The 23,588-nt window shown below is 66.0% G+C and carries 25 protein-coding genes; 11 read left to right on the top strand and 14 right to left on the bottom strand.

Annotation, left to right across the window (positions count from 1 at the left end; translation table 11 throughout):
• Positions 1-323 precede the first annotated feature (323 nt).
• A complete protein-coding gene (locus AC1DBQ_RS11840) occupies positions 324-1,079 on the top strand; it encodes a DUF1206 domain-containing protein (RefSeq protein ID WP_476928683.1) in 756 nt (251 codons plus the stop codon).
• A 134-nt stretch (positions 1,080-1,213) separates the two neighbouring features.
• Here the strand turns inward: AC1DBQ_RS11840 and AC1DBQ_RS11835 are convergent, their stop codons facing one another.
• A complete protein-coding gene (locus AC1DBQ_RS11835; RefSeq protein WP_476928682.1) occupies positions 1,214-1,390 on the bottom strand; it encodes a CsbD family protein in 177 nt (58 codons plus the stop codon).
• Positions 1,391-1,722: 332 nt separating this feature from the next.
• Here AC1DBQ_RS11835 and AC1DBQ_RS11830 point away from each other — a divergent pair, with 332 nt between their 5' ends.
• Entirely contained in the window at positions 1,723-2,151 is a 429-nt protein-coding gene (locus tag AC1DBQ_RS11830) for a hypothetical protein (protein WP_476928681.1), read from the top strand.
• 198 nt (positions 2,152-2,349) lie between these two features.
• Here the strand turns inward: AC1DBQ_RS11830 and AC1DBQ_RS11825 are convergent, their stop codons facing one another.
• The 9 genes from AC1DBQ_RS11825 to AC1DBQ_RS11785 form a co-directional block, all read right to left on the bottom strand.
• Complete coding sequence (locus AC1DBQ_RS11825; RefSeq protein WP_476928680.1) at positions 2,350-3,054, bottom strand: HAD family hydrolase; 705 nt, start codon at positions 3,052-3,054, stop codon at positions 2,350-2,352.
• A gap of 332 nt (positions 3,055-3,386) precedes the next feature.
• On the bottom strand, positions 3,387-4,247 hold the full coding sequence (locus AC1DBQ_RS11820; protein ID WP_476928679.1) for a response regulator transcription factor: 861 nt from the start codon (positions 4,245-4,247) through the stop codon (positions 3,387-3,389).
• A 211-nt stretch (positions 4,248-4,458) separates the two neighbouring features.
• Positions 4,459-5,553 (bottom strand): PRC and DUF2382 domain-containing protein, encoded by a 1,095-nt coding sequence (locus tag AC1DBQ_RS11815; RefSeq protein ID WP_476928678.1) that lies wholly within the window; start codon positions 5,551-5,553, stop codon positions 4,459-4,461.
• Between the two features lie 184 nt (positions 5,554-5,737).
• Complete coding sequence (locus AC1DBQ_RS11810; RefSeq protein ID WP_476928677.1) at positions 5,738-6,181, bottom strand: Hsp20/alpha crystallin family protein; 444 nt, start codon at positions 6,179-6,181, stop codon at positions 5,738-5,740.
• Between the two features lie 474 nt (positions 6,182-6,655).
• Complete coding sequence (locus AC1DBQ_RS11805) at positions 6,656-6,922, bottom strand: GlsB/YeaQ/YmgE family stress response membrane protein (RefSeq protein ID WP_476928676.1); 267 nt, start codon at positions 6,920-6,922, stop codon at positions 6,656-6,658.
• A 197-nt stretch (positions 6,923-7,119) separates the two neighbouring features.
• Positions 7,120-7,434 carry a hypothetical protein gene (locus AC1DBQ_RS11800; RefSeq protein WP_476928675.1) on the bottom strand — a complete coding sequence of 105 codons (315 nt, stop codon included), beginning with the start codon at positions 7,432-7,434 and terminating at the stop codon, positions 7,120-7,122.
• 90 nt (positions 7,435-7,524) lie between these two features.
• Positions 7,525-8,502: a hypothetical protein gene (locus tag AC1DBQ_RS11795; protein WP_476928674.1), complete on the bottom strand. Its 978-nt coding sequence runs from the start codon at positions 8,500-8,502 to the stop codon at positions 7,525-7,527.
• Positions 8,503-8,863: 361 nt separating this feature from the next.
• Positions 8,864-9,775: an NAD(P)H-hydrate dehydratase gene (locus AC1DBQ_RS11790; RefSeq protein WP_476928673.1), complete on the bottom strand. Its 912-nt coding sequence runs from the start codon at positions 9,773-9,775 to the stop codon at positions 8,864-8,866.
• Complete coding sequence (locus AC1DBQ_RS11785; RefSeq protein WP_476928672.1) at positions 9,759-10,523, bottom strand: histidine phosphatase family protein; 765 nt, start codon at positions 10,521-10,523, stop codon at positions 9,759-9,761. Before AC1DBQ_RS11785 ends, AC1DBQ_RS11790 begins: the two co-directional genes overlap by 17 nt.
• A 398-nt stretch (positions 10,524-10,921) precedes the next feature.
• Here AC1DBQ_RS11785 and AC1DBQ_RS11780 point away from each other — a divergent pair, with 398 nt between their 5' ends.
• Together AC1DBQ_RS11780 and AC1DBQ_RS11775 are read left to right on the top strand one after the other, a co-directional pair.
• The gene (locus tag AC1DBQ_RS11780; protein WP_476928671.1) at positions 10,922-11,932 is read left to right on the top strand and encodes an SDR family oxidoreductase; all 1,011 of its coding nucleotides are present in this window, start codon (positions 10,922-10,924) and stop codon (positions 11,930-11,932) included.
• A complete protein-coding gene (locus tag AC1DBQ_RS11775) occupies positions 11,929-12,246 on the top strand; it encodes a hypothetical protein (RefSeq protein ID WP_476928670.1) in 318 nt (105 codons plus the stop codon). Before AC1DBQ_RS11780 ends, AC1DBQ_RS11775 begins: the two co-directional genes overlap by 4 nt.
• Positions 12,247-12,286: 40 nt before the next feature.
• On the opposite strand, the gene AC1DBQ_RS11770 is transcribed toward AC1DBQ_RS11775, so the two are convergent.
• Entirely contained in the window at positions 12,287-12,763 is a 477-nt protein-coding gene (locus tag AC1DBQ_RS11770; RefSeq protein WP_476928669.1) for a MarR family transcriptional regulator, read from the bottom strand.
• Positions 12,764-12,847: 84 nt separating this feature from the next.
• Between AC1DBQ_RS11770 and AC1DBQ_RS11765 the strand changes: the two genes are divergently transcribed.
• The 7 genes from AC1DBQ_RS11765 to AC1DBQ_RS11735 all read left to right on the top strand — a co-directional run bounded on the left by AC1DBQ_RS11765 (position 12,848) and on the right by AC1DBQ_RS11735 (position 20,984).
• A complete protein-coding gene (locus AC1DBQ_RS11765; protein ID WP_476928668.1) occupies positions 12,848-13,303 on the top strand; it encodes a hypothetical protein in 456 nt (151 codons plus the stop codon).
• Positions 13,300-13,950, top strand: coding sequence for a gluconate 2-dehydrogenase subunit 3 family protein (locus AC1DBQ_RS11760; RefSeq protein ID WP_476928667.1), 651 nt, complete (start codon positions 13,300-13,302; stop codon positions 13,948-13,950). Before AC1DBQ_RS11765 ends, AC1DBQ_RS11760 begins: the two co-directional genes overlap by 4 nt.
• The gene (locus AC1DBQ_RS11755) at positions 13,947-15,575 is read left to right on the top strand and encodes a GMC family oxidoreductase (protein WP_476928666.1); all 1,629 of its coding nucleotides are present in this window, start codon (positions 13,947-13,949) and stop codon (positions 15,573-15,575) included. Before AC1DBQ_RS11760 ends, AC1DBQ_RS11755 begins: the two co-directional genes overlap by 4 nt.
• A gap of 2 nt (positions 15,576-15,577) precedes the next feature.
• Positions 15,578-17,371, top strand: a complete 1,794-nt coding sequence (locus AC1DBQ_RS11750) for a thiamine pyrophosphate-requiring protein (protein ID WP_476928665.1) — start codon at positions 15,578-15,580, stop codon at positions 17,369-17,371.
• 5 nt (positions 17,372-17,376) lie between these two features.
• Positions 17,377-18,483: an enolase C-terminal domain-like protein gene (locus AC1DBQ_RS11745; protein ID WP_476928664.1), complete on the top strand. Its 1,107-nt coding sequence runs from the start codon at positions 17,377-17,379 to the stop codon at positions 18,481-18,483.
• Between the two features lie 19 nt (positions 18,484-18,502).
• Positions 18,503-20,365, top strand: a complete 1,863-nt coding sequence (locus AC1DBQ_RS11740; protein WP_476928663.1) for a glycoside hydrolase family 15 protein — start codon at positions 18,503-18,505, stop codon at positions 20,363-20,365.
• A gap of 238 nt (positions 20,366-20,603) precedes the next feature.
• Positions 20,604-20,984, top strand: coding sequence for a hypothetical protein (locus tag AC1DBQ_RS11735; RefSeq protein ID WP_476928662.1), 381 nt, complete (start codon positions 20,604-20,606; stop codon positions 20,982-20,984).
• A gap of 488 nt (positions 20,985-21,472) precedes the next feature.
• Here AC1DBQ_RS11735 and AC1DBQ_RS11730 read toward each other — a convergent pair whose 3' ends face one another.
• The 3 genes from AC1DBQ_RS11730 to AC1DBQ_RS11720 all read right to left on the bottom strand — a co-directional run bounded on the left by AC1DBQ_RS11730 (position 21,473) and on the right by AC1DBQ_RS11720 (position 23,570).
• Positions 21,473-22,171, bottom strand: a complete 699-nt coding sequence (locus AC1DBQ_RS11730) for a hypothetical protein (protein WP_476928661.1) — start codon at positions 22,169-22,171, stop codon at positions 21,473-21,475.
• 740 nt (positions 22,172-22,911) lie between these two features.
• Positions 22,912-23,430, bottom strand: coding sequence for a DUF6328 family protein (locus AC1DBQ_RS11725; RefSeq protein ID WP_476928685.1), 519 nt, complete (start codon positions 23,428-23,430; stop codon positions 22,912-22,914).
• 38 nt (positions 23,431-23,468) lie between these two features.
• A complete protein-coding gene (locus tag AC1DBQ_RS11720; protein WP_476928684.1) occupies positions 23,469-23,570 on the bottom strand; it encodes a Rho termination factor N-terminal domain-containing protein in 102 nt (33 codons plus the stop codon).
• Positions 23,571-23,588: the final 18 nt, after the last annotated feature.

The following is a 23,588-nucleotide window of genomic DNA, read 5'->3' as shown; positions in this document are numbered from 1 at the left end:
GAGCTGCGCAGCGAGTTCAGCGACCCGTGAGAGGTCCTCGCCGACGTTTCCTTGATTTGCCGCGGGCATGGCGATGTCCTTCGTCGATGGAACGTGCCGGATCCCTGCAGGTTCCCCCGCACGGGAGAGTAAGTCAAGACTCTCTCTGTCATGGCGCCGCGGACAGATCTAGACTGAAGCATTCCGCGACGCTGGCGGGTGGACGATGCTGAGCGGGCAACCGAAGATCACGTGAGTATCGGGAGGGTCTGGCCATGGGCGATGCCTCGCAGAAAGCTAATCGGGCGGTATCCGAGGCGGCGTCGGCGACCCGAAGCCCCGCCTTGCGCATTCTGGCGCGCGCCGGCTTCGTCTTCATCGGCCTGGTCCACATCCTGATCGGCTTCATTGCCCTCCAGATCGACAGGGGCCAGGGCGGCCAGGCCGACCAGTCCGGAGCGATCGGATCGCTCGCCTCAAAGCCGGGCGGCCCGTTCCTGCTCTGGGCCGGGTTTATTGGCTGCGCCGCACTGGCTCTCTGGATGCTCAGCGAGGCCGCCGTCACGGCCCGCTCCGAAGCCGACTCGACGAAGAAGCTGCAAGGGCCAGGCGCGGCAGTGGGGAAGGCCGTGGTGTATGGCTTTCTGGCGTTCACCTTCGCGGTGTTCGCCACGGGCGGCAGCAAGAACTCCAGTCAGTCGACCAGTGACTTCACCGCGAAGCTCATGGCCGCGCCGGCCGGCGTGGTGCTGCTGATCGCGATCGGTCTCGCGATCATTATCTCCGGCGCCTTCTACGTCTACCGGGGCGTCACGCGGAAGTTCATGGAGGACCTGCAGGATCCTGGCAGTGCCCGCACAGCGGTCGAATGGATCGGAACCATTGGCTATGCCGCCAAAGGCCTGGTGCTCGCCGTCGTCGGCATCCTGATCATCGTCGCCGCGGCCACCGCGGATCCATCAAAATCCTCCGGCCTGGACGGTAGCCTGAAGACCCTTGGCGCCCAGCCGTATGGTGTGTTCCTGCTCGCAGCCAGCGCGGCGGGGTTGGTCTGTTACGGGGTTTACTCGATGGCCCGAGCGCGCTACGGAAGGTTCTAGATACCGCCCTGATTTGCGACCCAGGTTCGGGGTTGTGGGGACACTCGTTGAGTACCCGTTCCGGATACGTGATCGTCCAAACACAACGACGGGCGCACCCCTGTCCAGAGTTGCACCCGTCGCCTGCACTCAGGTCAGTCCTTCTTGAAGGCGTCCTTGACCTTCTCGCCCGCCTGCTTCAAATCCGCTTTGGTCTGGTCAGCCCGCCMCTCAGCCTGCAGGCTCTTGTCGCCCGTGGCTTTGCCGGCAGCTTCCTTGCCCTTACCGGCAGCCTTCTCGGCTGTGTTCTGAATCTTGTCGTCCAGTCCCATGGTATTCCTCCTCTGGTTGGCAGCCGTTCGATCCGGCCATACCATGGTAAGCCTGCTTACGATCATGTTTTCAAGTACGTAGCACCTCCTTCCTCTAATCAGTCCTGACATCTGGCATGAGAACCTGTCGACTCGCGTTTCCAGAAGATCGGGCTGTGGCGGTTGGCCACGATCCGCGGCAGCCTGAGTGCCGGCCGCGTAGGAGCATTMCCGCCAGTTGCTAAGCATGCTTGTTATCTTGATTTTCCGGCGTTAACCTGATTGCGGGGGCAGAATGATCGGGCTTGTCGGGTTTGCGTCCGTCGGCGGCCCGCTGGAGACAGGAGTCGCAAATGGCTACCACCCCCAACTCCGCCAGGCCCTTCCGGGCGAGCGGGCCGCGCGGCCGCCGGCTCTGGTGCGCCGTATGCGATACGGACGAGCACCTGCTGATCGAGTCCATTGATTCTCTCCGTCCGMCCAATGTGAAGCTGGTTTTAGTGGCCTACACGTGCGGTGAATGCGACTATTTCTACTCCCACCCGGCGGACGTCTTTGACGTGGCCGACGTCTTGAACCGTCCCGGACAGGTTTCCGGGGTGCTGCAGTTCGGCGGTCAGTATCTTCATTGCGGCCAACTGATGACGACGGCAGGCTCCGGGCTCCGGAGGATCTGCGCACCGGTKACACCCGAGTCCTCCGGAGAGGACCTCCTGGACGTCTGCCTGCGCACCCGGGTCCTGCAGTGTGCCTGTGGATTCAGGATGGAAATACCGGACTAATACCTGCCACTCCCTGCCACCTGCCACTTCCTGCCACCTGCCACTTCCTGCCAGAAGTTTGTCGCTGTTTCGAGCCGAACTCGTTCCTGACTTCATCCCTGATGAAAGGGACGAAACCACCGAGGAAAAGCGCGCCCGGGAACATCCCGAAGCGACAGGAAGCTAGCGCCCCGACGGGCAGCTCTACGCGCCCCGTGATCAGGTGCTTGAACGTCCGGTGCGCAGGTTTCCAATAGCGCTGCGTTCAAGATTCTCCAACAGGTGCCGCGGATTGTCGTAGACCTCCGCGGCGCCGGCTCCCCGCAGCTCGGCCTCACTGATCCCGCCGCAGGTCAGGGCAATGGTGGGAACCCCGATGGTCGCGGCGGCCTGCACGTCCCACACGGCATCGCCAACAAAGACGACGTCCGCCGGTCTGAGTTMAAGCTTTTCCAGGCACGCAAGGAGAATGTCGGGGGCGGGCTTGCTCTCCTCGGCGTCGTTGGAGCTGGTCCAGGCATCGATGGACGAGTCGGCGTCCAGAAGGCGCCGGGTGACGTCCAGGTCGCGCTCCTGCGCTGATGACGCCAGACCCACGGCCAGTCCGGCGCCGGAGCACGCTGCAAGAAGGTCCCGGGCGGCGTCGAAGGGCCGCAGGGAAGGCCAGAACGTGGAGAACACGGCGCCGTGCGCGGATTTCACGTCCTCCCGCATGTCCCTGGTAAACCCGGGAACMAAGTGCTCAATGAGCTTGTCCCCGCCCATCCCGACACAGCGGTGGATGGCGGAGATCTGGACGTCCACGCCCTCCCGACGGAATGCCTGCCACCAGGCCAGGGCGTGGAAATAGGTGGAATCAATCAAGGTCCCATCGACATCGAAAAGGACCCCGCGCTTCTTTCCGAATATTGAGCCTGACGACATTGTTACCCCCTTCGCTAAAGGTCGGCCGCATGCGCCGTGTCCCGCAACGGCCCGACCATTCACGGGCTCTTCCGGCCCGGGATCCGGTCTCCAACCAAGGGAGCCATAATACCGCTGCCGTCGGGAAGCAGCGCTCCTCAGGAAGGCCCGGTCTCACCTTGATCGACAGCTCCTTCAGAATCGCCCAGGGAGCCAGCTTTGGTGCTGGGCCACGACGCGACGGGGCTGAAAGCCACGCACAAGGCCTTCACATCGGGCCGCCTCTGCCGCCGCGCGGCCCGTCAGCGGCGGCCCCACTTCCGCAGGACCAGCCCCGGACCGAGCCCGAAGTCCTACTGCGTTCCKGCGATCGTCGGCGGGCGCCAGTGCCGCGAGATGATCTGCCCGGGGCATCCCGTCTTCCGGCGGGGCCGTTCGTCGGAGGCCCGTTTGTCTCTGCGGTCTGTGGGGGTTGCCCGGATAATGTCCACGGCAGGGGCACCGTCTCGAAACCCGAGTTTGGCAACGACAGCTGACACGAGATTGCGCACGGTCTCCTCCTTCAGGAGCAGGGCTTCACTGATCTGCCKATTGCTCCGGCCCTCAGCCATCAACGCCAGCACTTCCCTTTCCCCGCCCGACAGGCCGTCAAGCCCAGGGTCCGTCCGCACTTCGGCCAAACCTGTCCTTACCCTCTGCACCGCGGCAGGGTTCAAGAGCRATACGCCGGCCGCGGCACGACGAACCGGGTCCACGATCCTGCGACTGCGGAGCTGCCTGAGGACATAGCCAACTGCTCCGGCAAGCACGACGGAGCAAAGCACCCMTTCATCGACGTAACTGGTGAGAAGCAGGCACTGCAATCCGGGGCTCACGGAGCGCACATTCCTGCAGACTTCGATGCCGGTCCCGTCAGGCAGGAGCCCGTCCACCACGGCCACGTCGGTTTCCCCATCAACGATCCGGCGGCCGGCGTCCTTCGCTGATCCGCAGTCACCGACTACTTCAAGACCTTCCCCCTCCAACGAACTCCTCAGGCCCTGCCGCACAAGCTCTTGATCATCGACGATGAACACGCGCAACCGGCCCGGGATGCACCCCGGGCCGCGAGAGGCGTCTGAAGACAAACCCACCGTCTCACTCCCGTCGCATCGACACCGCAGACCCGYCGCACCCGACCATGCGGGACCCGGCGCCCAGCCAGTGATAATCATTCAGGGCCAGCAGATACGACACTAGGGTCAAAGGACCACCCGACCTGCCATGACCGGGGCCGGGTTCGGCTGGTCGCTGACTGAACTCGGGGACCMGCCTGTTCTGTTACGTTGCTGAACATTTCCTGCTCCGGCATCCACGACCCCGCATCGACTTCGAAGGTGACAGCGGCGACTGCCAGCAGCCCCGTACGGTTAACAGCCGTGGTGTCTAACCCCGGCTGTCTTCAGGGGTGCCGGTGTCGAGGTGTTCCTTGCGGACCTCCTCATTGATAGTGACCTCGTCGGTGACCGTTTCTGTGCCGATCCGAACGCKCTCGACCGGGACGGTCTCCTTCGTGACTATCACTCGTTCCTCGTGAAGAATGACCTCTCCCTCGTCGCCACCCGGACGATTCAACACCTCGCCGCGGCTTTCCTCCGTAATCGGTACCCGCTCGATCCGGGGTTCTTCGCGCTGCACTGGCACCGTCCGGGTGACATGCTCCGTGGTGACGTATTTGCGCAGGCGCGACCGGCCGSCTTCCGGCCGGTCGGCTCCCCGCTCCGGGGGCGTCGGCGGCCGGGGCGTGGCCTCGGCGGTGGGGGTAGTGGTGGTGTCCCGCTGGGTTGTGGTGTCGTATCCGGGGGTGCCGGTGGTGTCCCGCTTTGCGGTGGCGGGCGCGGCGGCGGGCGCGGTGGCGTTTTGGGAGCCGGTGCGCTCCGTGCCGGTGGCGTCCCGCTGTGTGGTGGTGTCGTATCCGGGGGTGCCGGCGGTGTCCCGCTGTGCGGTTGCGGGTAGGGCGTCGTCGGCGGCGGGCRCGGTGGCGTCCCGGGGGCGGGTGCGCTCCGTGCCGGTGGCGTCCCGCTGTGCGGCGGYGGGTATGGCGTCGTCAGTGGTGGTGTCGTATCCGGKGGTGCCGGGGGCCTCGCGTGCGTCGTTGCGGTCCGGGCCGGGGGAAGAGGCAAAATCTGCGTCTGCAGTAGCCGCTTCGGTGTAGGTGCGTCCGCTTTCGAGTTGGTAGTGCTGGTAGAGCCGGCCCTCCTCAGCCGGATCCAGGGCCTGATCGGCGTCGATCCTGGGCGCATCCTTGACCTGGTTTTTGCTATACGGAACGACGATGTCATCGCCCTCCGTTCGCGYACCTTGAAKGGGCACGAAGGATTCAGATATTCCGAACAAGCCCGTCCGGACGGTCATCCACTTGGGCCGTCCGTCTTCGTTGTCCACGAAGACCTGGCTGATGGATCCGATCTTTTCTCCGTCCCCTGAAAGGACATTTGAGTTCTGGCTGAGTAGACGATCAATTTGTTCGGTGGTGAGCATGACGTCTCCTTGAATGACTTAGTTGGAATGATGCTTGGCATCGGGAGCCCGCCGTGGTGTGCCCGCACGTTTTAGTKACCTGCGCTTGGGTGCGTCCGCGGCGCTGCTAAGTTCCGAAGAGGCCAGCTAGCGAAGGAACCTTATCCAGGGTCCCCGCCCACGCCGGCAAACGCCGGTTCTTGGGTCAGGTCACGTAGTTTTCGGGTGCATCTGGTGATTGGCTTCCACCGCGGGTGACGTGGACTTTCGTGGAGGTTCCGGACTGCTCGGGGAGCTGGGTGCGGATTTCGAGGATCCMGTCAATGTAGCTGGCCTCGACGGTGTCGGGGTTCGCTCCGCGGGGCAACGGGACACTGCGGGAAAACTCTCCGTACCGGATTTCACTCCGGTAGCCGGGCAGACGCCTGTGGTCTGGTTCTGCGCGGCGGGCGGCAATGTGCAGGGTGTCCTCGGTGACATTGAGTTCGATGTCCGTGTCAGGGTCGACGCCGGGCAGATCGGCTCTMACTACCAACGTATTTCCGTCCCGATACTCCTCGACTCTTATCCAGGTGTCGGTCTCGCCCTGCAGCAAGCGCCGGACCGGTTCGGGCACGTCAATGCCGCTGCGGCGGAAGAAGTTTTCCATGACTCTCTCCTTTGCTGACGTTGCGTCTGTGACTGCTGTGACTATCGGCCGCGTGCGGCACGGCCGAACCGGCGGTACCTCTCGCGGAGCCGGCAAGGCCCCCTCACGCCCTCGGCGTGGCGTTTGCCCCTCTCTTGAATTCAGACCCGTGGGGACTTGCCGGCGTCGTCGTTTTTGAGCAAGCCAGCAACGCTGGTGTCCCCCAACCAGAGGGACCTGGTTCCCGAAGATATTCCGGGTACGGCTCGTGCGAAGAGAAGAGCCGCGAGGCGGAGGGGTTGATCATGCTCATAGGCGCCTCCCGAGGAGTGCATGCGCGCGGGATATGAGGAGAAAGGCTCTTCAGCCTTCCGGACCGCATCCGATGAACTTCCGCCGTCCGTGGCCCGAAACTACGGCTGCCATGCCTCCCGGCGTTATCTATACCGGCCTGCAATGGCCTGACAGTGGCTAGAGAGCGCCACGCGGGGCTTCCTACACCCTGCTTCTGCGGCCTGCTACGGCGCCGAAGATCAGGAGTACGATAACCGCGCCCAGAATGGAAAGGAGCCAGGTCCGCAGGTCGAAGAAGTTCCCCAGGCCTCCGCCAAAGATCAGCGAACCGATCCAGCCGCCGAGGAACGCGCCCACGACGCCGAGTACGAGCGTGACCACCCAGCCGCCGCCCTGGCGGCCGGGAAGCAGTGCCTTGGCGATGGCTCCTGCAATGAGCCCGAGAATAAGAAACGCGAGAATTCCCATCGTTGTACGTCCCTCCGGTATACCGGTCATGGAATGTKGCCGTAACCCGATTTAATCAGCATGCTTAGGAGTGTGCAATACCCGGCACGCCAAGGCGACGAGGGCTCAGCGGGTGCCCGTGGCGGCACAGCGGATCAGGCTGGAAGTTGTCCTGCCGTGGACCATGCGGTGGGTTGACTTCGTTGCCGCGCGGGCGCTCAGGCAGTCCGTTGCGACCCTGCAGGACTCGACTCGTCTTGCGTTCCTGTGGCGTGATTGGCGGCGCCGCCGCCGGGCCCCGGAATGGGGGTGGTGGACGCCCTTTCGCCCAGCCGGACGCGGGCGCCGGGGACGCCTATCAGCGTGGTGCGGGCCCCGTCATTGGCTTCGAGGTCGAGATGGACCAGTCCGCGCCGGCGCTGCTTCGTCAGGATGGCGTAGCTGGAATCGGCGAGTTCGAGAATTTGATCCTCACGCACCTCACGAAGGGTGTACCCGGTGTAGGAACGCGGGCGTGCGGACTGCCTGCTCATGGTATAGGCCTCCTTCAGTGTCTTTCCGGTTGCGACGACCCCTGCCGGGCCCCGGCAAAGTCCGATGCCCGGGCCCCGTTCGGAGCTGTGTCAGGGCTGCCTCAGGCTTCCCTCGGAGGAAGGTACAAAGCCTGCCCCGGGGCCAGCGTCTMCCTTGCGGTCCGCAGCGCTCAAAGTCTCACTCGAGACTGGCCCGGCAGAATCGCCMTGGGTGTCAACGAGCCCGTTGGTCTGGTCGGAAGGTTCGGCCTCGGACCGGCCAACCGACTTATTTTCTTGGTGGCCTCGGTCCTGGCCGTCGCGGGTGATGGGAACGTCGGGTGGCAGGGTGGCGGGCGGGACGTACCGGCGCAAGGCGACAGGCGCATTTTCCTGGTTGTTCGTGCCGGCCGTCGGAACGTCGCCGCCACCGGCGCCGGGCATGCCGCGGGACTCACTGTAAGTCTGCAGGCCCCCGTCGCGCTGGTAATGGCGGTAGAGCCGGTCTTGTTCGTCGGGTTCGAGTTCGCCCTCGGGCTCGACGCGGGGCGCATCCTTGACCAGCGCCTTGCTGTACGGGATGACGAGGTTCGATCCGTCAATCCGTGCACCTTCGAGCGGGAAGAAGGATTCGTGGCTGCCGAAGAGGCCGGTGGTCACCGTGGCCCAGCTCGGCCGGTCCATTGCATCGTCCACGTAAATCTGGCCCATCGCGCCGATTGTCTCTCCGTCGACGCTGATGACGTTGCCCTTGCTCTGGATCAGGCCGTCAATGTCGTCCCTGTTCATCATGTTCGTATTTCCTTGGATTCCGTTGGGTGGATTCTGGGTCCCCACTGCCGGATTCGTATCGCTGCCCGGCGTTGGGTTCCCGGCTGCAGCGCCGGGATCCGGGAGGAAGTCGGTCTCCCGGCCTGGCTGCCTGCTCCAGGTGGCGACCACGCTGACCCCGCCGTGGTCATCCCTTTCAATTGCGACAGTGATCGCCTCGGAACGGGCCCCCATCTGCAGGAGCTCCTCCCGGAAGTTCGCCACGACTTCGGCCAGGGTGTCGTCGGACCATTCCCCGGGCCGAATCCTCGTGGACATTTCAACAGGTTCTKGCTGATACAGCGTCACCGGTGTTACCCCCTTCCTGGACCCGCGGCAGAGCGGGCTGCCAGTAGCCGCATCCCATGCCTATCGACGGGTCTTTATCCGCTTCGGACGGGCCCGCGCGAAGCCGGTCCGGGGCCGGCGCTGGTCACCTTCTCCGAATCCCCATTGAGGGATCCGATCTCACAAATCCAGAATTATCAGCATGCTTACAAATAGTCCAGAGCAGGCGCGAAAGCAGCACCCATGAGCCCATCTAATCCTGAAAATGACCTCACCGCGACGGAGGAGCTGCTGCCTGCTGGTGTTCCGGTCACCGCTCCGTTTGTCGTCGGGATCGTGGGGGAGTGGGCGTTCAGGTGCTCAGTTCCATCGTGAGGCCGGGCAGTTCGTMGGCCAGCTCCCGGGCCAGGTAGCCGGGGCTTCCCTTCCGACTCGCGAGCCTGTCTCCGGCAGCGGCGTGGAGGTGGGTGCCCCAGCAGGCGGCCTGAGCGGATGCAGCCCCCCGGGCCCGGAGCCCGGCGATCGTACCGGCGAGGACGTCCCCGCTGCCTGAAGTTCCGAGACCTCCCGAACCGGTGGTGATCTCCCAGCAGTGCGCCGCCGCCATCGTCGTGTCCGGGTCCGCGGGCTGGGCGATGATGCCCTGGCAGCTGACGACGGCATGGTATTTCTCGGCAATAGCCGCCGCATCTGCACGGAGGTCCCCCAGGTCCCTTCCGAGCAGAAGGCCGGATTCGGTCGGGTTCGGGGTCAAGATCAGCTGGCCGCCCCATTCGCGGATTTCCTGCTGCAGACGCTGCAGGATCCCAAGGGCGTAGGCGTCGATCACGATGGCCGGCCCCTGGATTGCTGGTACCTGCCGGAGGAGTTCCCGCAGAAGCCCCGTTGTCTCGTCGGGGTTGTMCAAACCGGGGCCGATCAGGATGGCGTCAGCGCCGCCCAGTTCCGTTTCCAGGGCGGCGATGCCGTCGGAGCGGACAGAGCCGGCGGGGGTTTCGGGGAGCCCGATGACCCCTGCCTCAGGCAGGGCCACGGCCAGCGGTACGGCGGTCGATTCGGCGACAGCCAGGGTCAAGCGCCCGGCTCCGGCGCGCAACGCGGCAGTGCCCGCGAGCAGGGTGGCGCCGGGCGTTTTGCGGGCGCCGCCGATGACCAGCACGGAACCGCGGTCGTCTTTGCCGGACCCGGGCCCCGGCAACTGCCAGCTCCGCAGAAGGCTTGGTGTCACCGGAGTGGCCGGCGGCAGGTCATCGTGGATGGACATCGGCGTCACCTCCATGTTCGGTGAGGGCCACACCGGCTTCCGGCAGATGATCGGCCACGTTGAAACTCTCCAGCGTCCAGCGGCCGCGGACCCGGACAAAGCGGGTGAGCGAAGCGTTCAGCACGGTGGAGGTCGCCGCGACATCCAGGAGCTCCGGTTCGGACAGGCCCTCCAAGATGTAGCGGAAGAGCAGGATGACGGCATCATGGCTGACCACCAGGATGCGCGTTGCCCGTGGCTGGCGTTCGAGATCGGCGAGCACAGACCGTAACCGCAGGACCACGTCGGCCCACGATTCCCCGCCCGGAGGGCGGTAGTAGAACTTCCCCAACCACCTGCGCCGGGCGGCTTCCCCGGACAGCCGGGCTTCCACGCCCGCCGCGGTGAGCGTGTCCAGGATGCCGAGCTCCCGGTCCCTGAGGCGTTCATCGAGCAGGATCGGAACGGCCCATCCGGCAGTGGTCGCGGCGACTTCCGCGGTCCGACGGGCCCGCATGTAGGGGGAGGTCCAGATCGCATCKGGGCATTGCGCGGCGGGAATGCCAGCCAGCGACCGGCCCAGCGCATTCGCCTGGTCGTAGCCGAGCGGCGACAGGTCCACGTCGGCATCACGGGCGGGGACGTCGATCACTTCAGCCCCGGACACCTGGGCCTTCGTGGCTGCCACGTTGCCCAGGCTCTCGCCGTGACGGACCAGCACCAGTTCGACCGGGCCGTGGGCGGATTGTTCGTGCCGGTTATCGCTCATGTGGACCTCCTTGAGGGAACTCGCTTTCCCGGACCATGTAGGCCGCGTGGCTCCGGCCTCACAGCCGCTTCMGCAGTCAGCACCAGCCGCCGGATCCCGTCCTCCGGACGGATCMGCCTCACGTTACCGGCCGGACGGGGGAAAGGCCATAGTGCCGCGGGGGCGGGGAGGCTAACCCGCATGCGTGCGGCGGCGGTGTCTCGGCGCCCGTACTTAGGCCCATTCGATGAACCGGGCGCGGGCGCCGTCCGGCACTGACCGACGCTTCTAAGCTTACGTACCATTGCGCTTGCGCAAGCAATCCAGTTAAATTGTTATKCGGGGGAATCCGGGTCGGTGTCCTTGGGGATTTGCCGGGATGCTGATGTCATTGCTKACACGCTGAAGGAGCCACCTTCATGGATAAAGGCCGACGCATTGTCGTCATCACCGGAGCCAGTGGCGGAATCGGACGCGCATCGGCAGTCGCCTTCGGCCGTCAGGGTGCCGTAGTGGCGTTACTGGCCCGCGGAGAGGCGGGCCTGGCAGGGGCCGCGCAGGAGGTGGCAGCCGCCGGCGGCCGGGCATGGACCATGAGCGTCGATGTGGCCGACCCCGAAGCGGTCGATGCCGCCGCCGGGCGGATCGAGCGCGAGCTGGGACCCATCGACGTCTGGGTCAACGTGGCCTTCACCTCGGTATTCTCCCCATTTTCGGACATCACGGCGGAGGAGTTCCGGCGCGTCACCGAGGTCAGCTACCTCGGCTACGTCTACGGAACGATGGCGGCTTTGAAGCGCATGCGGCCCCGGAACCGCGGGGTCATCGTGCAGGTCGGCTCGGCCCTCGCTTACCGGGGAATTCCGCTCCAGACCGCTTACTGCGGCGCCAAACACGCCATCCAGGGGTTCAACGAATCCCTGCGCTGTGAACTGCTGCATGAGTCCAGCGGCATCCACACCACCATGGTGCAGATGCCGGCGGTCAACACCCCCCAATTTTCCTGGGTCCTGTCCCGTCTTCCGCATCAGGCGCAGCCCGTGCCACCCATCTACCAGCCGGAGGTTGCTGCGCGGGCCGTCGTGTACGCCGCGGACCATCCGAGGCGGCGCGAGTAMTGGGTGGGAGGCAGCACCGCGGGGACGCTCATCGCGAACTCCTTCGCTCCCGGCCTCCTGGACCGATATCTCGCCAAGACCGGCTTCAAAGCCCAGCAGACCCCGGAACCCCGCAGCGCGGACCAGCCGGCCAACCTCTGGGAGCCCGCAGACAAAGCAAAAGATTTCGGGACGCATGGCATATTTGATCGCAGATCCTCCTCCCGCAGCGTGCAGCTGTGGGCCTCCCAGCACCATGCCGTTGTGGGCGCGGCGGCACTCGGGCTCCTCGGGGCCGCAGGCGGCGCCCTGGTGCGGGCGGCGAACCGGTGAAGCCGCTGGAGGTGGTCCGGGCGGCCTACGGCCTGTGCGAGCTGCTGGCCCCTGACTTCTTGTCCGGCCGGCTGCTGGGTGAGGCCCCGGACGGCAAGGTCCKACTGGTGATCCGGATCCTCGGCGCCCGGCACCTGGTTCAGGCCCTGTTGACGGCCCGCTCCGGGCGTACTGCCCACCGGGTGGGGGGCAGCGTGGATGCGCTCCACGCCGCAAGCATGGTTGCTCTCGCCGCGCGTAATGACCGATACCGGAAGTCGGCGGCCGTTAACGCGGCTCTGGCCCTGGTCTTCGCCGCGGGAGAGTTGGAATGATCATCTTCCCCGGCATTGACAGCGATCCAGCCGGCAGGGGTCAGCTGTGGAGATCGATGGTGAACCGGCCGTCCTCGCTGCCGTCGCCACCATCGGCCGCGGCAAACGCGTTCATGCCCAGCGCCGCCACGCCGCGCAGCTCCTCCGGCATCCGTGCCATTACCGCGGCGACGGCTGTCCGGCGGTGTTCCAGGACGGTGTTGACCAGTGAGGCGCCTTCAGGGGTCAGCGACAGCGCCCGGTACCGCCGGTCCCCGGGGTCATCGCGCCGGGCGACCAGCCCGGCGGTGACCAGCCGGTCGCAGATGCGGGTGGCGTTGGAGGGGTGGACCTTCAGTTCGGTCGCGACGGCGCCCGGGTTCTGCGGCCMGCGCGTTGCGATCAGGACGAGCACCCGCAGTTGGGGGCTGGTGACGACATCTTCGACTTCGATGACCGACTGTGCCACGACGCGCAGCAGGACGTTGGCGGCCCGAAGGACTGCGTCGACCTCGGCATCGGCTGTAATTCTCTCCACGCACCCCAGTATCACCCCGGTACTTGCGCGGCCGCAAAAATTGCCCTCCGGCACCTATCCCTTCTGATTGAGGAGGAACACACCATGAAACATGCACCCGAAGGCGACGTCGTCCACCTCGTCGATCACCTGGTGCGGAACGTGAAGACGGGCAGGTTCGAACGCTCCCTTTCCGGGCTCACCGCGGCAGGGGCCCTGGTGACAGCGGCCGAAATCTACTTCGAACACGACAAGGCCAGCTTCGGGAACAAATGGATGTGGCTGCCCGTCGCGCTGGGCCCGGTCGGGGCGGCGGCCGGCATAGCAGGAATCTTCAGCCGCCGGATGGCGAAAACGGCATTGCCGATCGCCAGCGCCGCGATCATCGCCAACGGACTCCAGGGAACGTATCTTCATGCCCGCKGCATCGCCCAAAAACCCGGCGGATTCTCCAATCTGCGCTACAACCTCGAGATGGGGCCGCCACTGCTCGCGCCACTGCTGGTGACCCTCGTCGGCGGCATGGGGCTCCTGGCCTCTGTACTGAGGCGGGAGCGATGAGCCCGCTTCCTCTGGACAAGGGCGCCGGCGGCGGCCGCTACCCCGGGTTCAGCACGCTCGCCCAATCCGGCCACTGGGACCAAGCCACCGCCGGGGTAGTCCTGGTCCGGCTCGCGCGCCCCGCCGACATCCGGTTCTTCACACCGTCGGAAGAGGCCACGGCCAGGGCACTCTTTGACCAGCTGCTGGACCAGCATGCCGAGCCCCGGGTTCCCGTCGTCAATGTTGTCGACGCACGCCTGGCCGAGAACCAGACCGACGGCTGGCGCTACGAGGATATGCCCGAAGACGGGCAAGCATGGCGAGCCTCGCTTGCGGCGCTGGACCGTGCGGCCGAGCAGTCCTTTGACCAGGCATTTGCCGGCTGCACCGACGACGAGCAGGCTGACCTGCTCCGGACCATCCGGGACCTGGGCGCCTCGTCATGGCAAGGAATGCCGGCCGGGCGGGTGTGGGGCCTATGGACCCGCTACGCGTGCACCGCCTTTTACTCCCATCCGTGGGCGTGGGACGAAATCGGATTCGCGGGCCCCGCGTACCCGCGCGGGTACAAGAACCTGGGTGTTGACCGGCTGGAGCCGTTCGAAGTGGCCGACGTCAGGCCGGGGGAGGACCCCGTGGCGCTGGACGGAGAACCGCGGCCATGAGCCCGGTGCGGAGCCGCAATGAATCCGCGTGGCTGCTTCCGCCCGGTCCGGGCAGCAGCCACCGCCTGCGCGATGACATGCGCACCTTCGCTGACCGGGACGAAGTGGACATCGTGGTCATCGGATGCGGGGCGGGAGGATCAACCGTGCTCCAGCGGCTGGCCCGCGCCGGCTGGCGGGCGGTCGCGCTCGACGCCGGTCCGTTCTGGGACCCCGAACGAGACTKGGTGAGCGACGAAGCCGGCTCACACCACCTGTATTGGACCGACCCGCGGGTGATCACGGGCGAGGACCCCGTGCCGCTCGGATCCAACAACTCCGGCCGCGGGGTGGGCGGGTCCATGGTGCACTACGCGGGATACACGCCCCGCTTCCACCCCAGCGACTTCCACACGTTCACCACCGACGGCGTGGGCGCCGACTGGCCCCTGGACTACGCTGATCTTCGCCCGTACTACCAGGACCTCGAAGAGGAACTCCCGGTGGCCGGGGAACCCTGGCCGTGGGGCGATCCGCACCGCTACCCGCACCGGCCGCACCCCGTCTCGGGCAACGGCGAGCTCTTCCTCCRCGGCGCCCGCGCCTGCGGCATCACCGCCAAGGTAGGACCGGTCGCGATCGCCAACGGCCGCTTCGGGAACAGGCCGCACTGCATCTACCGGGGCTTCTGCCTCCAAGGCTGCAAGGTMAACGCGAAGGCCTCGCCCCTGATCACCCACATCCCCGATGCCCTGGCCCGCGGAGCCGAAGTCCGGGCCGATGCGATGGTGACCCGCATCGGCTTCGACGAGGCCACCGGCCGGGCCACCGGCGTCCACTACATCCGCCACGGACTGGAACGGTTCCAGCGTGCACGCACGGTCGCCGTCGCCGGCTACTCGATCGAAACCCCGCGGCTTCTGCTGAACTCGACCTCCCCGAGATTCCCCCAGGGCATGTGCAACGACTTCGACCAGGTCGGCCGGTACCTCATGGTCCAGGGCGCCCCGCAAACGGCGGGCCGGTTCGACGCAGAGGTACGCATGTGGAAGGCCCCGCCCCCCGAAGTCAGTACCGAGGACTTCTACGAGACAGACCCCACGAAGCCGTACAAGCGCGGATTTTCCATCCAGACCGTCTCGCCGCTGCCCATCACCTGGGCCGAGCACGTATCCGCCCAAGGGCACTGGGGAGCGGACCTGCGACGGTACATGAGCGACTACCCCCACTGGGGGTGCCTCGGGGCCCTGTGCGAATTTCTTCCACAGGCCGACAACCGGGTCACCCTCGCGGACGAGAAAGACCGCAACGGGCTCCCCGTTGCCCGTTTCAGCTACACCCAATGCGAGAACGACCGGCAACTGATGGCAGCTGCCCAGTCGGTCATGGAGAAGATCCTGAAGGCGGCCGGCGCCGACGAAGTCATCACCATCAAACGCTTCGCCCACCTGGTCGGCGGAGCGCGGATGGCCGCGGACGAACACCACGGCGTCGTGGACCGGATGTGCCGCAGCTTCGCGATCCCGAACCTGTTCATCACCGACGGCAGCGTGCTGCCGACCCAGGKAAGCGCGAACCCGGCGCTGACGATCATGGCAGTGGCGGCCCGCGCCGCCGAAAAATTAAGCACTGGAAAGGACGATTGATCATGGCAGCACAGACGGTTKCCGACTACCTGCTGGCCCGGCTTGGCGAATGGGGCGTGGACCAAGTCTTCGCCTTTCCCGGGGACGGCATCAACGGGGTACTCGCGGCCTTCGGGAAAGCCGGCAACGAGCCGAAATTCATTCAGGCCCGGCACGAGGAAATGAGCGCCTTCGAAGCCGTCGGCTACGCCAAATTCTCCGGCCGGGTCGGCGTCTGCATGGCCACCTCCGGCCCGGGCGCGATCCACCTGCTCAACGGGCTCTACGACGCGAAACTAGATCACGTGCCTGTCGTGGCGATTATTGGCCAGACCGCACGCAGCGCGATGGGCGGCTCCTACCAGCAGGAGGTTGACCTGCTGAGTCTTTTCAAGGATGTGGCCTCCGACTACCTCCAGATGGTMACGGTCCCGGAGCAGCTGCCCAATGTCCTGGACCGGGCCTTGCGGATAGCGCTGGCCCAACGGGCGCCAACGGCGCTCATCATCCCCTCCGATGTCCAGGAACTGGAATACACGCCCCCGACGCACGCCTTCAAAATGGTTCCTTCCAGCCTCGGCATCCGTTGGCCGGACATCCAGCCCGACGCCGACGCGATCCGGGGAGCGGCCGAACTGCTGAACCAGGGAAGCAAAGTGGCCATGCTGATCGGACAGGGCGCGCGCGGCGCGTCCGCGGAGGTCCGGCAGGTCGCGGATCTGCTGGGTGCGGGCGTCGCCAAGGCGCTGCTCGGCAAGGACGCGCTGCCGGACGACCTGCCCTATGTCACCGGGGCAATCGGGCTGCTCGGCACCCGTCCCAGCTACGAGATGATGCGCGACTGCGACACCCTGCTGACCATCGGATCAAGCTTTCCCTACACCCAGTTCATGCCGGAGCAGGGCCAGGCGCGCGGCGTCCAGATCGACGTCGACCCCGGCATGATCGGTYTGCGGTATGGCTACGAATTCAACATCGTCGCCGATTCCGCGGCTGCCCTGCGGGCGCTGATCCCGCATCTGGAACGCAAAGAGGACCGCGCCTGGCAAGAGGATCTGGAAACGAAGATCACCCGGTGGTGGGAGACGATGCGCGCCGAGGCAATGGTCGACGCCAGCCCCATCAACCCGATGCGGCTCTTCTCCGAACTCTCCGACAGGCTGCCGGAGGATGCKATCCTCACTGCGGACTCCKGCTCCGCCGCCAACTGGTACGCCCGGCAACTGAAGTTCCATGGCCGTATCCGCGGCTCCCTGTCCGGCAACCTCGCCACCATGGGACCCGGGGTCCCGTACGCCATCGGGGCGAAATTCGCCCATCCGGACCGCCCCGTCATCGCATTCGCCGGGGACGGGGCCATGCAGATGAACGGCATGGCCGAACTCATCACCATCCAGCGCTACTGGCAGGAATGGAGTGACCCGCGACTGATCGTCGCGATCCTGCACAACAACGACCTGAACCAGGTCACCTGGGAAATGCGCGCCATGGGAGGCGTCCCGCCGTTCCGTGAATCGCAGTCCCTTCCGGACGTCGACTACGCGGCCTTCGCGTCCGGCCTCGGGCTGCACGGGATCAACGTCGATTCCCCTGACGAACTCGGGGCAGCATGGGAGCGGGCCCTCATGGCGGACCGGCCAACCGTCCTTGATGTGCGCACCGATCCGGACATCCCCCCGGTCCCGCCCCACGCCACCTTCGAGCAGGCGCTCAACAGCGCGAAGGCAGTCATGAAAGGCGACGACAGTGCCTGGGGCATCCTCAAGGAGGGCATCAAGACCAAGGCTCAGGAGTTCCTCCCGCACGGGAGCGAATGACCGCCATGACCGGCTCAACGCTCCTGCTCGGGTCGCTCGATATTTCGGCGTACACGGTGCCAACCAGCGCGCACGAGGCGGACGGAACCTTCGCCTGGGACGCCACCACCATGGTCCTGGTGCAGGCCAGGGCCGGCGCCTGGACCGGCCTCGGCTGGACCTTCGCGCCGCCGGCGTGCGCCGCGCTGATCAAGGACACGCTCGAGGCCGCCGTGATCGGGCTGAACGCCTTCGACGTTCCCGCCGCCGCCGAAGCCATGGCCAGGACTGTGCGGAACGCGTCACGCCCRGGACTGGCCGGATACGCCATCTCCGCCGTCGACTGCGCACTCTGGGACCTCAAGGCGAGGATCCTCGATCTCCCCCTGCACCGGCTCCTCGGCGCGGCCCGGGCAGAGGTGGAGGTCTACGGCAGCGGCGGATTCACCACCTACTCAGAAGACCAGCTGCGAAGCCAGCTGGAAGGATGGGCCGGTCACCAACAGATCCCGCGGGTGAAGATCAAAATCGGTCAGGACAGCGGCGCCAACACGGCCCGCGACCTCGACCGAATCCGCCAGGCACGGGACACCATCGGCCCGCACGTTCAACTCTTCGTCGACGCCAACGGCGCCTACACCGCCAAACAAGCCGTCCGGGTGTTCGAAGCCGCAGCCGAGCAGGACCTCGCCTGGTTCGAGGAACCCGTCTCCAGCGACCATCTCGACGGACTTCGCCACGTCCGGCAGGCTGTCACGGCGGACGTCGCGGCCGGCGAATACGGCACCGACCTGTTCTACTTCCAGCGGATGTGCGACGCCGACGCCGTGGACTGCCTGCAAATCGATTTGAGCCGCTGCGGCGGCATCACGCAGTGGTTCCGGGCCGCCGMCGTAGCCGCGGCCCACGGACTGGAAATCTCCGGGCACTGCGCCCCCAACCTGACCATCCCCGCAGCCGCCGGCACACTCAATTTCCGCCACCTTGAGTGGTTCCACGACMACGTCAGGATCGAAGAGATGTTCTTCGAAGGAACCGCCAGCCCGCAAGGAGGCAGCGCCAGGCCCGACGACGACCGGCCCGGCAACGGCCTCATCTTTCGGACGCAGGACGCCGAAACATACCGGATCTAAACCCTGGAAGGGAGCCAGCGTGAACACCCCGAGGGCGTTCCACCGCCGCAGGCAGGCAGCCCCCCACGGCCCGGGAACCCCCGCGACGACACCAGCCCGACCCGGCAGTTACGAGGCGCTGTTCCCCACCCAGGTCCTGCGCGACTACGCCCTGCTCGCCGACGGTGAACGCGGCGCGGTCATGGGACCGCGCGGTGACGTCGTCTTCATGTGCGCTCCGCAGTGGCATGACCCCGCCGTATTTTCGTCCCTGGTGGGCGGGCCCGGCGTCTTCGCCGTGACACCCCTGAACCCCCGGTACGTCTGGGGAGGACAGTACGAGGACGGCACACTGATCTGGGCCAGCCGCTGGGTCACGACCGACGGGATTGTCCAATGCCGCGAGGCCCTGGCGATGCCCGGCGATCCGGCGGTCGCGGTGCTGATGCGCCAGATCCGCGTCCTCTCCGGGACCGCCCCGGTCCGGGTCCTGTTTCAGGCCCGGCCGGACTTCGGAACGTCTACTGTGCACCTTTCCAGGTCTCCTGACGGCGCCTGGTCAGGCACCGCCGGCGGACTACATCTGCGCGTCAGCGGGCTGGGCGGCGCCAGGCTGATCCACGACGTGCTCAGACAGGACCTTCGGCTCGGAGCCGGAGACGAACACGATATCGTGCTGGAGATTTCCAACAAGTCCCTGCCCGCCCGGGCGCCTGCGCCGGCGGACCTTTGGGCCGCCACCGAGCAGGCCTGGAACGCGGCCGTGCCCGCCATGCACAATACCGCCGCCCCAACCGACGCCCGCCGGGCATACGCGGTCCTTCACGGCATGACGAGCTCGACTGGGGCCATGGTCGMAGCCGCCACCCTGGGCTTGCCCGAACGGGCCGACACGAAACGCAACTACGACTACCGCTACGCCTGGATCCGGGACCAATGCTTTGCCGGCCAGGCCGCCGGTGCGGGCGGCGCCACCGGCCTGCTCGACAGCGCGGTCCGCTTCGTCAGCGAGAGGCTGCTGGCCGACGGAACCAGCCTCAAGCCCGCCTACACGGTCAACAGTGCCAGAGTCCCGGACGAGCACACCCTCGACCTTCCCGGCTACCCCGGCGGGACAGACAAGGTMGGGAACTGGGTCAACGGGCAATTCCAACTCGACAACTTCGGAGAATCCCTGCTGCTMTTCGCCACGGCCGCCCGCCACGACCACCTGGAGAAGGCGCACTGGCAGGCCGCTGAGCAGGCGGCGACGGCGATAGAAGCGAAGTGGACCGCGCCCGATGCCGGCATCTGGGAACTCGGGAATGAACGATGGACTCATTCCCGCCTGATCTGCGTAGCCGGCCTCAAAGCCATCGCCCGGTACGCCCCCGACGCCCAAGCCTCTGCCTGGAGAGCACTGGCCGACAGGATCACGGCAGAAACGGCTGCCACGTGCACCCACCCCAGCGGCAGGTGGCAACGATCAGCCGCCGACGACAGGATCGACGCGGCCTTGCTACTCCCGGCCATCCGCGGAGCCGTCCCGGCCCACGACCCCCGCTCCCTCGCCACCGCAKCGGCCGTGAGGGAAGCACTCCTCATCGAGGGATACGTCTACCGGTTCAGGCACGGCCCCGGACCCCTGGCCGACGCCGAAGGCGCCTTCCTCCTGTGCGGCTTCAACCTGGCCCTGACGGAATATCAGCAAGGCAACACCGCAGAAGCCCTCCGACTCTTCGAACGCAACCGGGCCGCCTGCGGTTCCCCGGGACTGTTCACCGAAGAATACGACATCGAACAACACCAGCTCCGCGGCAACTTCCCCCAGGCCTTCGTCCACGCCGCCATGCTCGAAACAGCCCACCGGCTCGCCCGGCCTCCGGGACCGTGTGCTGCCTCTGGAGAGGTCGGGGTCCGGTAATATCCTTCGAGCAGGGCGACGGTCGGGCTTCGGGTGAGGCGCCCGACGTGAGCCGGGAGAGCACCCGTACGGGGTCTGGGGTCCACCGGGGTCATTGCGAAAGTTTTGGTTGACAGAGGCAACAGGTGCTCTTAAATTCTTAGTGTTTTAGGAACGTTTCTGGGCTGGTCTGACTTCACATTCGATGCTGTTGCTATTTCAGTTGAGCGGTTATACCGCAGGGATGCAGGAGGCCACAATGGCAAAGACACTGGAAGATTTCCTCAAAGAGTGCGTTGCCCCCGATCCGGACGGGGACGGTCTCAGCATGGACGAACTGTATGGCCTGTACCTGAGCTGGTGCGGGCTCGAGATGTTTCCACCTGTTCGTGGAAGGGCATTCAGGGCCGGCTTGCGCGCAGCCAATATCCGTCCTGACCACCGCGGAAGCCGATGCCCCGGGCTGATGATGATCGCCCCGGCAGCATGCGATTACCTGGTCCACCGCGAACTCCCGCTCGTGGTGCTGGACGCACCGGCCGCACGACCCCAACCGTTGTTACCGCCGGTCTCCGAACACGTTATGTCGCTGCCCGACCGGCCCGAAGGGGAAAACCGCGGCGCCGTGCCGGCCGCCTGACCTGTCCGCGGCTGGGTAGATGGACGGAACCCCTCCGGATGCCGGTCAGGTTTTGACCGTCCTCAAGCCGTCGAGTCTCTGTTGGATGCATAAGGAAGCCTTCGCGCGAATCCGGGACTCAAGCGCGAAGGCTCCCGGCTCTCCAAGCTGGGGGGACTGGAGAGCCGATATGAGTGCACTATCCCGCTGACGACGTGGCCGCTGGCCTGCTGGACGGCACGGTATGGCGGGGCCGGTCGTTGCCTTCTCGCGGTAGTTGGTGAGCTGGGCGAGATCGGTGGGCGGCAGGCAGCGCACTTAGGCAGCGCCCGCGGCTGCCTGGGTTTCGCTTCGAGTCCGTGGTCCTCGCGGCGGGTGATGGCCGCATGCTGTCCGACGACGGCGGGCTCAGCGTGTACGAGGGTAGCGATGCCTTTCCGGGTCAGGCCGGGGCCGGCCCATCAGCTGGGGACCCGGGCGGGAAAATCGGGGCCGGGCTTACTGTGGTCCTACTTCAGCAGGGAAACGGCGTGCGCGATKACGAGGGCCAGAAGCACGAATCCTCCGGCGGCTTCGAGCCCCATCATCATTTTGGCCCGGGCCGACAAGGGCATGGTGTCAGTGGGGCTGAAGGCCATGGAGTTGGACAGGGAGAAATAGGTGTAGTCGACGAAGGAAGCCACCCAGCCGCTCTTGAGCGAGGACCGCGTCGCAACTTCCGTGACGGCATCGTGGTCTTCGTCCTGGGGAAACCGGAAATCAGCAGCCGGTAGGTCATCCCGGCGGCTATTCCGTCGGGCGACCGGTCCGCCGCGGTCCACTTCCCAGAAAACCAGAGCGAAGGCGATGACATTCGTTACCCAGATCTGCAGTGCCGCCAGAAGGAGCGTACGCCCGTTGCCGTTGCCGTTGCCGGAGGCGGTCAGCAAAATGATGAGTTGCACCAGGGCGAGACCATTGGCGGCGACAAGCAGCAGGGCCTGGCCCGTGGCCAACCGCTTTGACCATCGTGTCTCTTTGCGCAGGCGCCGGGGGTTGAGGATCAGCAAGGGAATCAGCATCAGGAGCCCGATGGCCACGACTGTGTAGCGCACGGCCGGGAGGAAGGCGCTGGGAAGGGCGGCATAGAGGCCCAGTGCAATGAGCAGCCCCAAAACTGCCGGCCAGCGGTGTTCGGAGCGGTCCTTCGCGTTTGCTGTGTCAGCCATGCACCGAGTCTAGGCACTTGAATGCCTCCCGGTCCGGGCTTGCAACAAGATCATGACCGGTCGGCGTGAGGCCGAGAAGGAGTTGGAGGACCACCAGCGCGGAGCCAGAACAAATCCTCAGGCCTGAGAATGCGGCTGGAACGTCAGCAACGAAACGCAGACCCCCGACGAAGCAGCTCCCCCGGGTCCCGGGACCGGGCAACCATCGCCGGAGAGAATCGATGAATGGCAGCAGGCAGCAGGAAGAAACGGCAGCGGATAATTCACTGCGCGGATACCTGCACAGTCACCCGATGGCTGCTTCGGCCGGGGAAGGCTGTTCGGGCAGGCGGCGAATTCGTGGTGGGGAACGCCCTACGGGGCCCGGCTCAGCAGGATCGCCGCCAAGGTCCACGAGGACATCGCCGCGATCCAGGAGATCTGTGAGCACCGGCACTGGATCGTCGCGCACCTGGCCGGTTCAGACCCGCTGAATCCCGCGTATTCCCCCGACGGCGAGCCGGGTAGATGGAGCTCGAAGCGCTCATCGGGGCGGTCTGGGGAAGGGCTGCTCTGGACACCCTCACCGCACTTTCCGGCGTCCATGAGGGTATCGAACAGGGACGGATACGGCGTTTGCTGGACCGGGCCTTGGGATAGATCCGGGAGCTGAATCCGCTTTTGTCGAATACAAGCATCCAGCGGTCATATCGCCAAATAGCGTTTGAGCTGGAGGGCGGACATGGTCGTCGGCGCCGGTGCTACTTCTGATCCGGTCGAGGGGGAACCTCGGGCCGGTCGGGTGTCCCAGAGTGACGGTTCCGGGCCAGTAACGGAAAGACGAGCAAGAGGACGCTCAAGACCACGATCAGGGCGGCTCCGGTCATCACGCCCGCCGTGTTCCCCAGGACGACCGAGAAGATGAGCGAAGCCGAGCCCGCAATCAGGACGGCGACGCAGGCCAGTGCGACTTTCACGATCCGGTCTCCGGCGGTGACGAGGGTGTCTTTCACATGGTGGCGGAACAGYCGGCGGTGCAGGMTCACGGGCATCAGCATCAGGCCCGTCGTCATCGCGGCGATGAGCACGAGAGTGAGGTAGAGACCGCGCTGGAAACCGTCCAGGTCAGCGAACTTCTGCTGGAACGGCAACGTCAGAAGGAACCCTGCAATGATCTGCACGCCRGTCTGCATGACGCGCAGCTCCTGTAGCAGTTCCGACCAGTTCCGGTCGAGTTTTTCCTCGCGCGTCTCATTCCGCCCGTCTCCGCCACCGTCCATGCCGTGCGAAGGTCCCGGCGTGTCCGAGCTGACGCCGCTCACGCGTCCCGCAGGGCATTGATGAGATCATCTTTCCGCAGTTTCGAATACCCCCTCAGCCCCAGCGTTTTCGCCCTTGGCCAGCGCCAGCGGTGCGCCATGCGCCATCGAAGCCGAGC

The organism is Arthrobacter sp. 10T413_2 (assembly GCF_056394205.1).
This window is presented reverse-complemented; position numbering and strand designations above follow the sequence as displayed.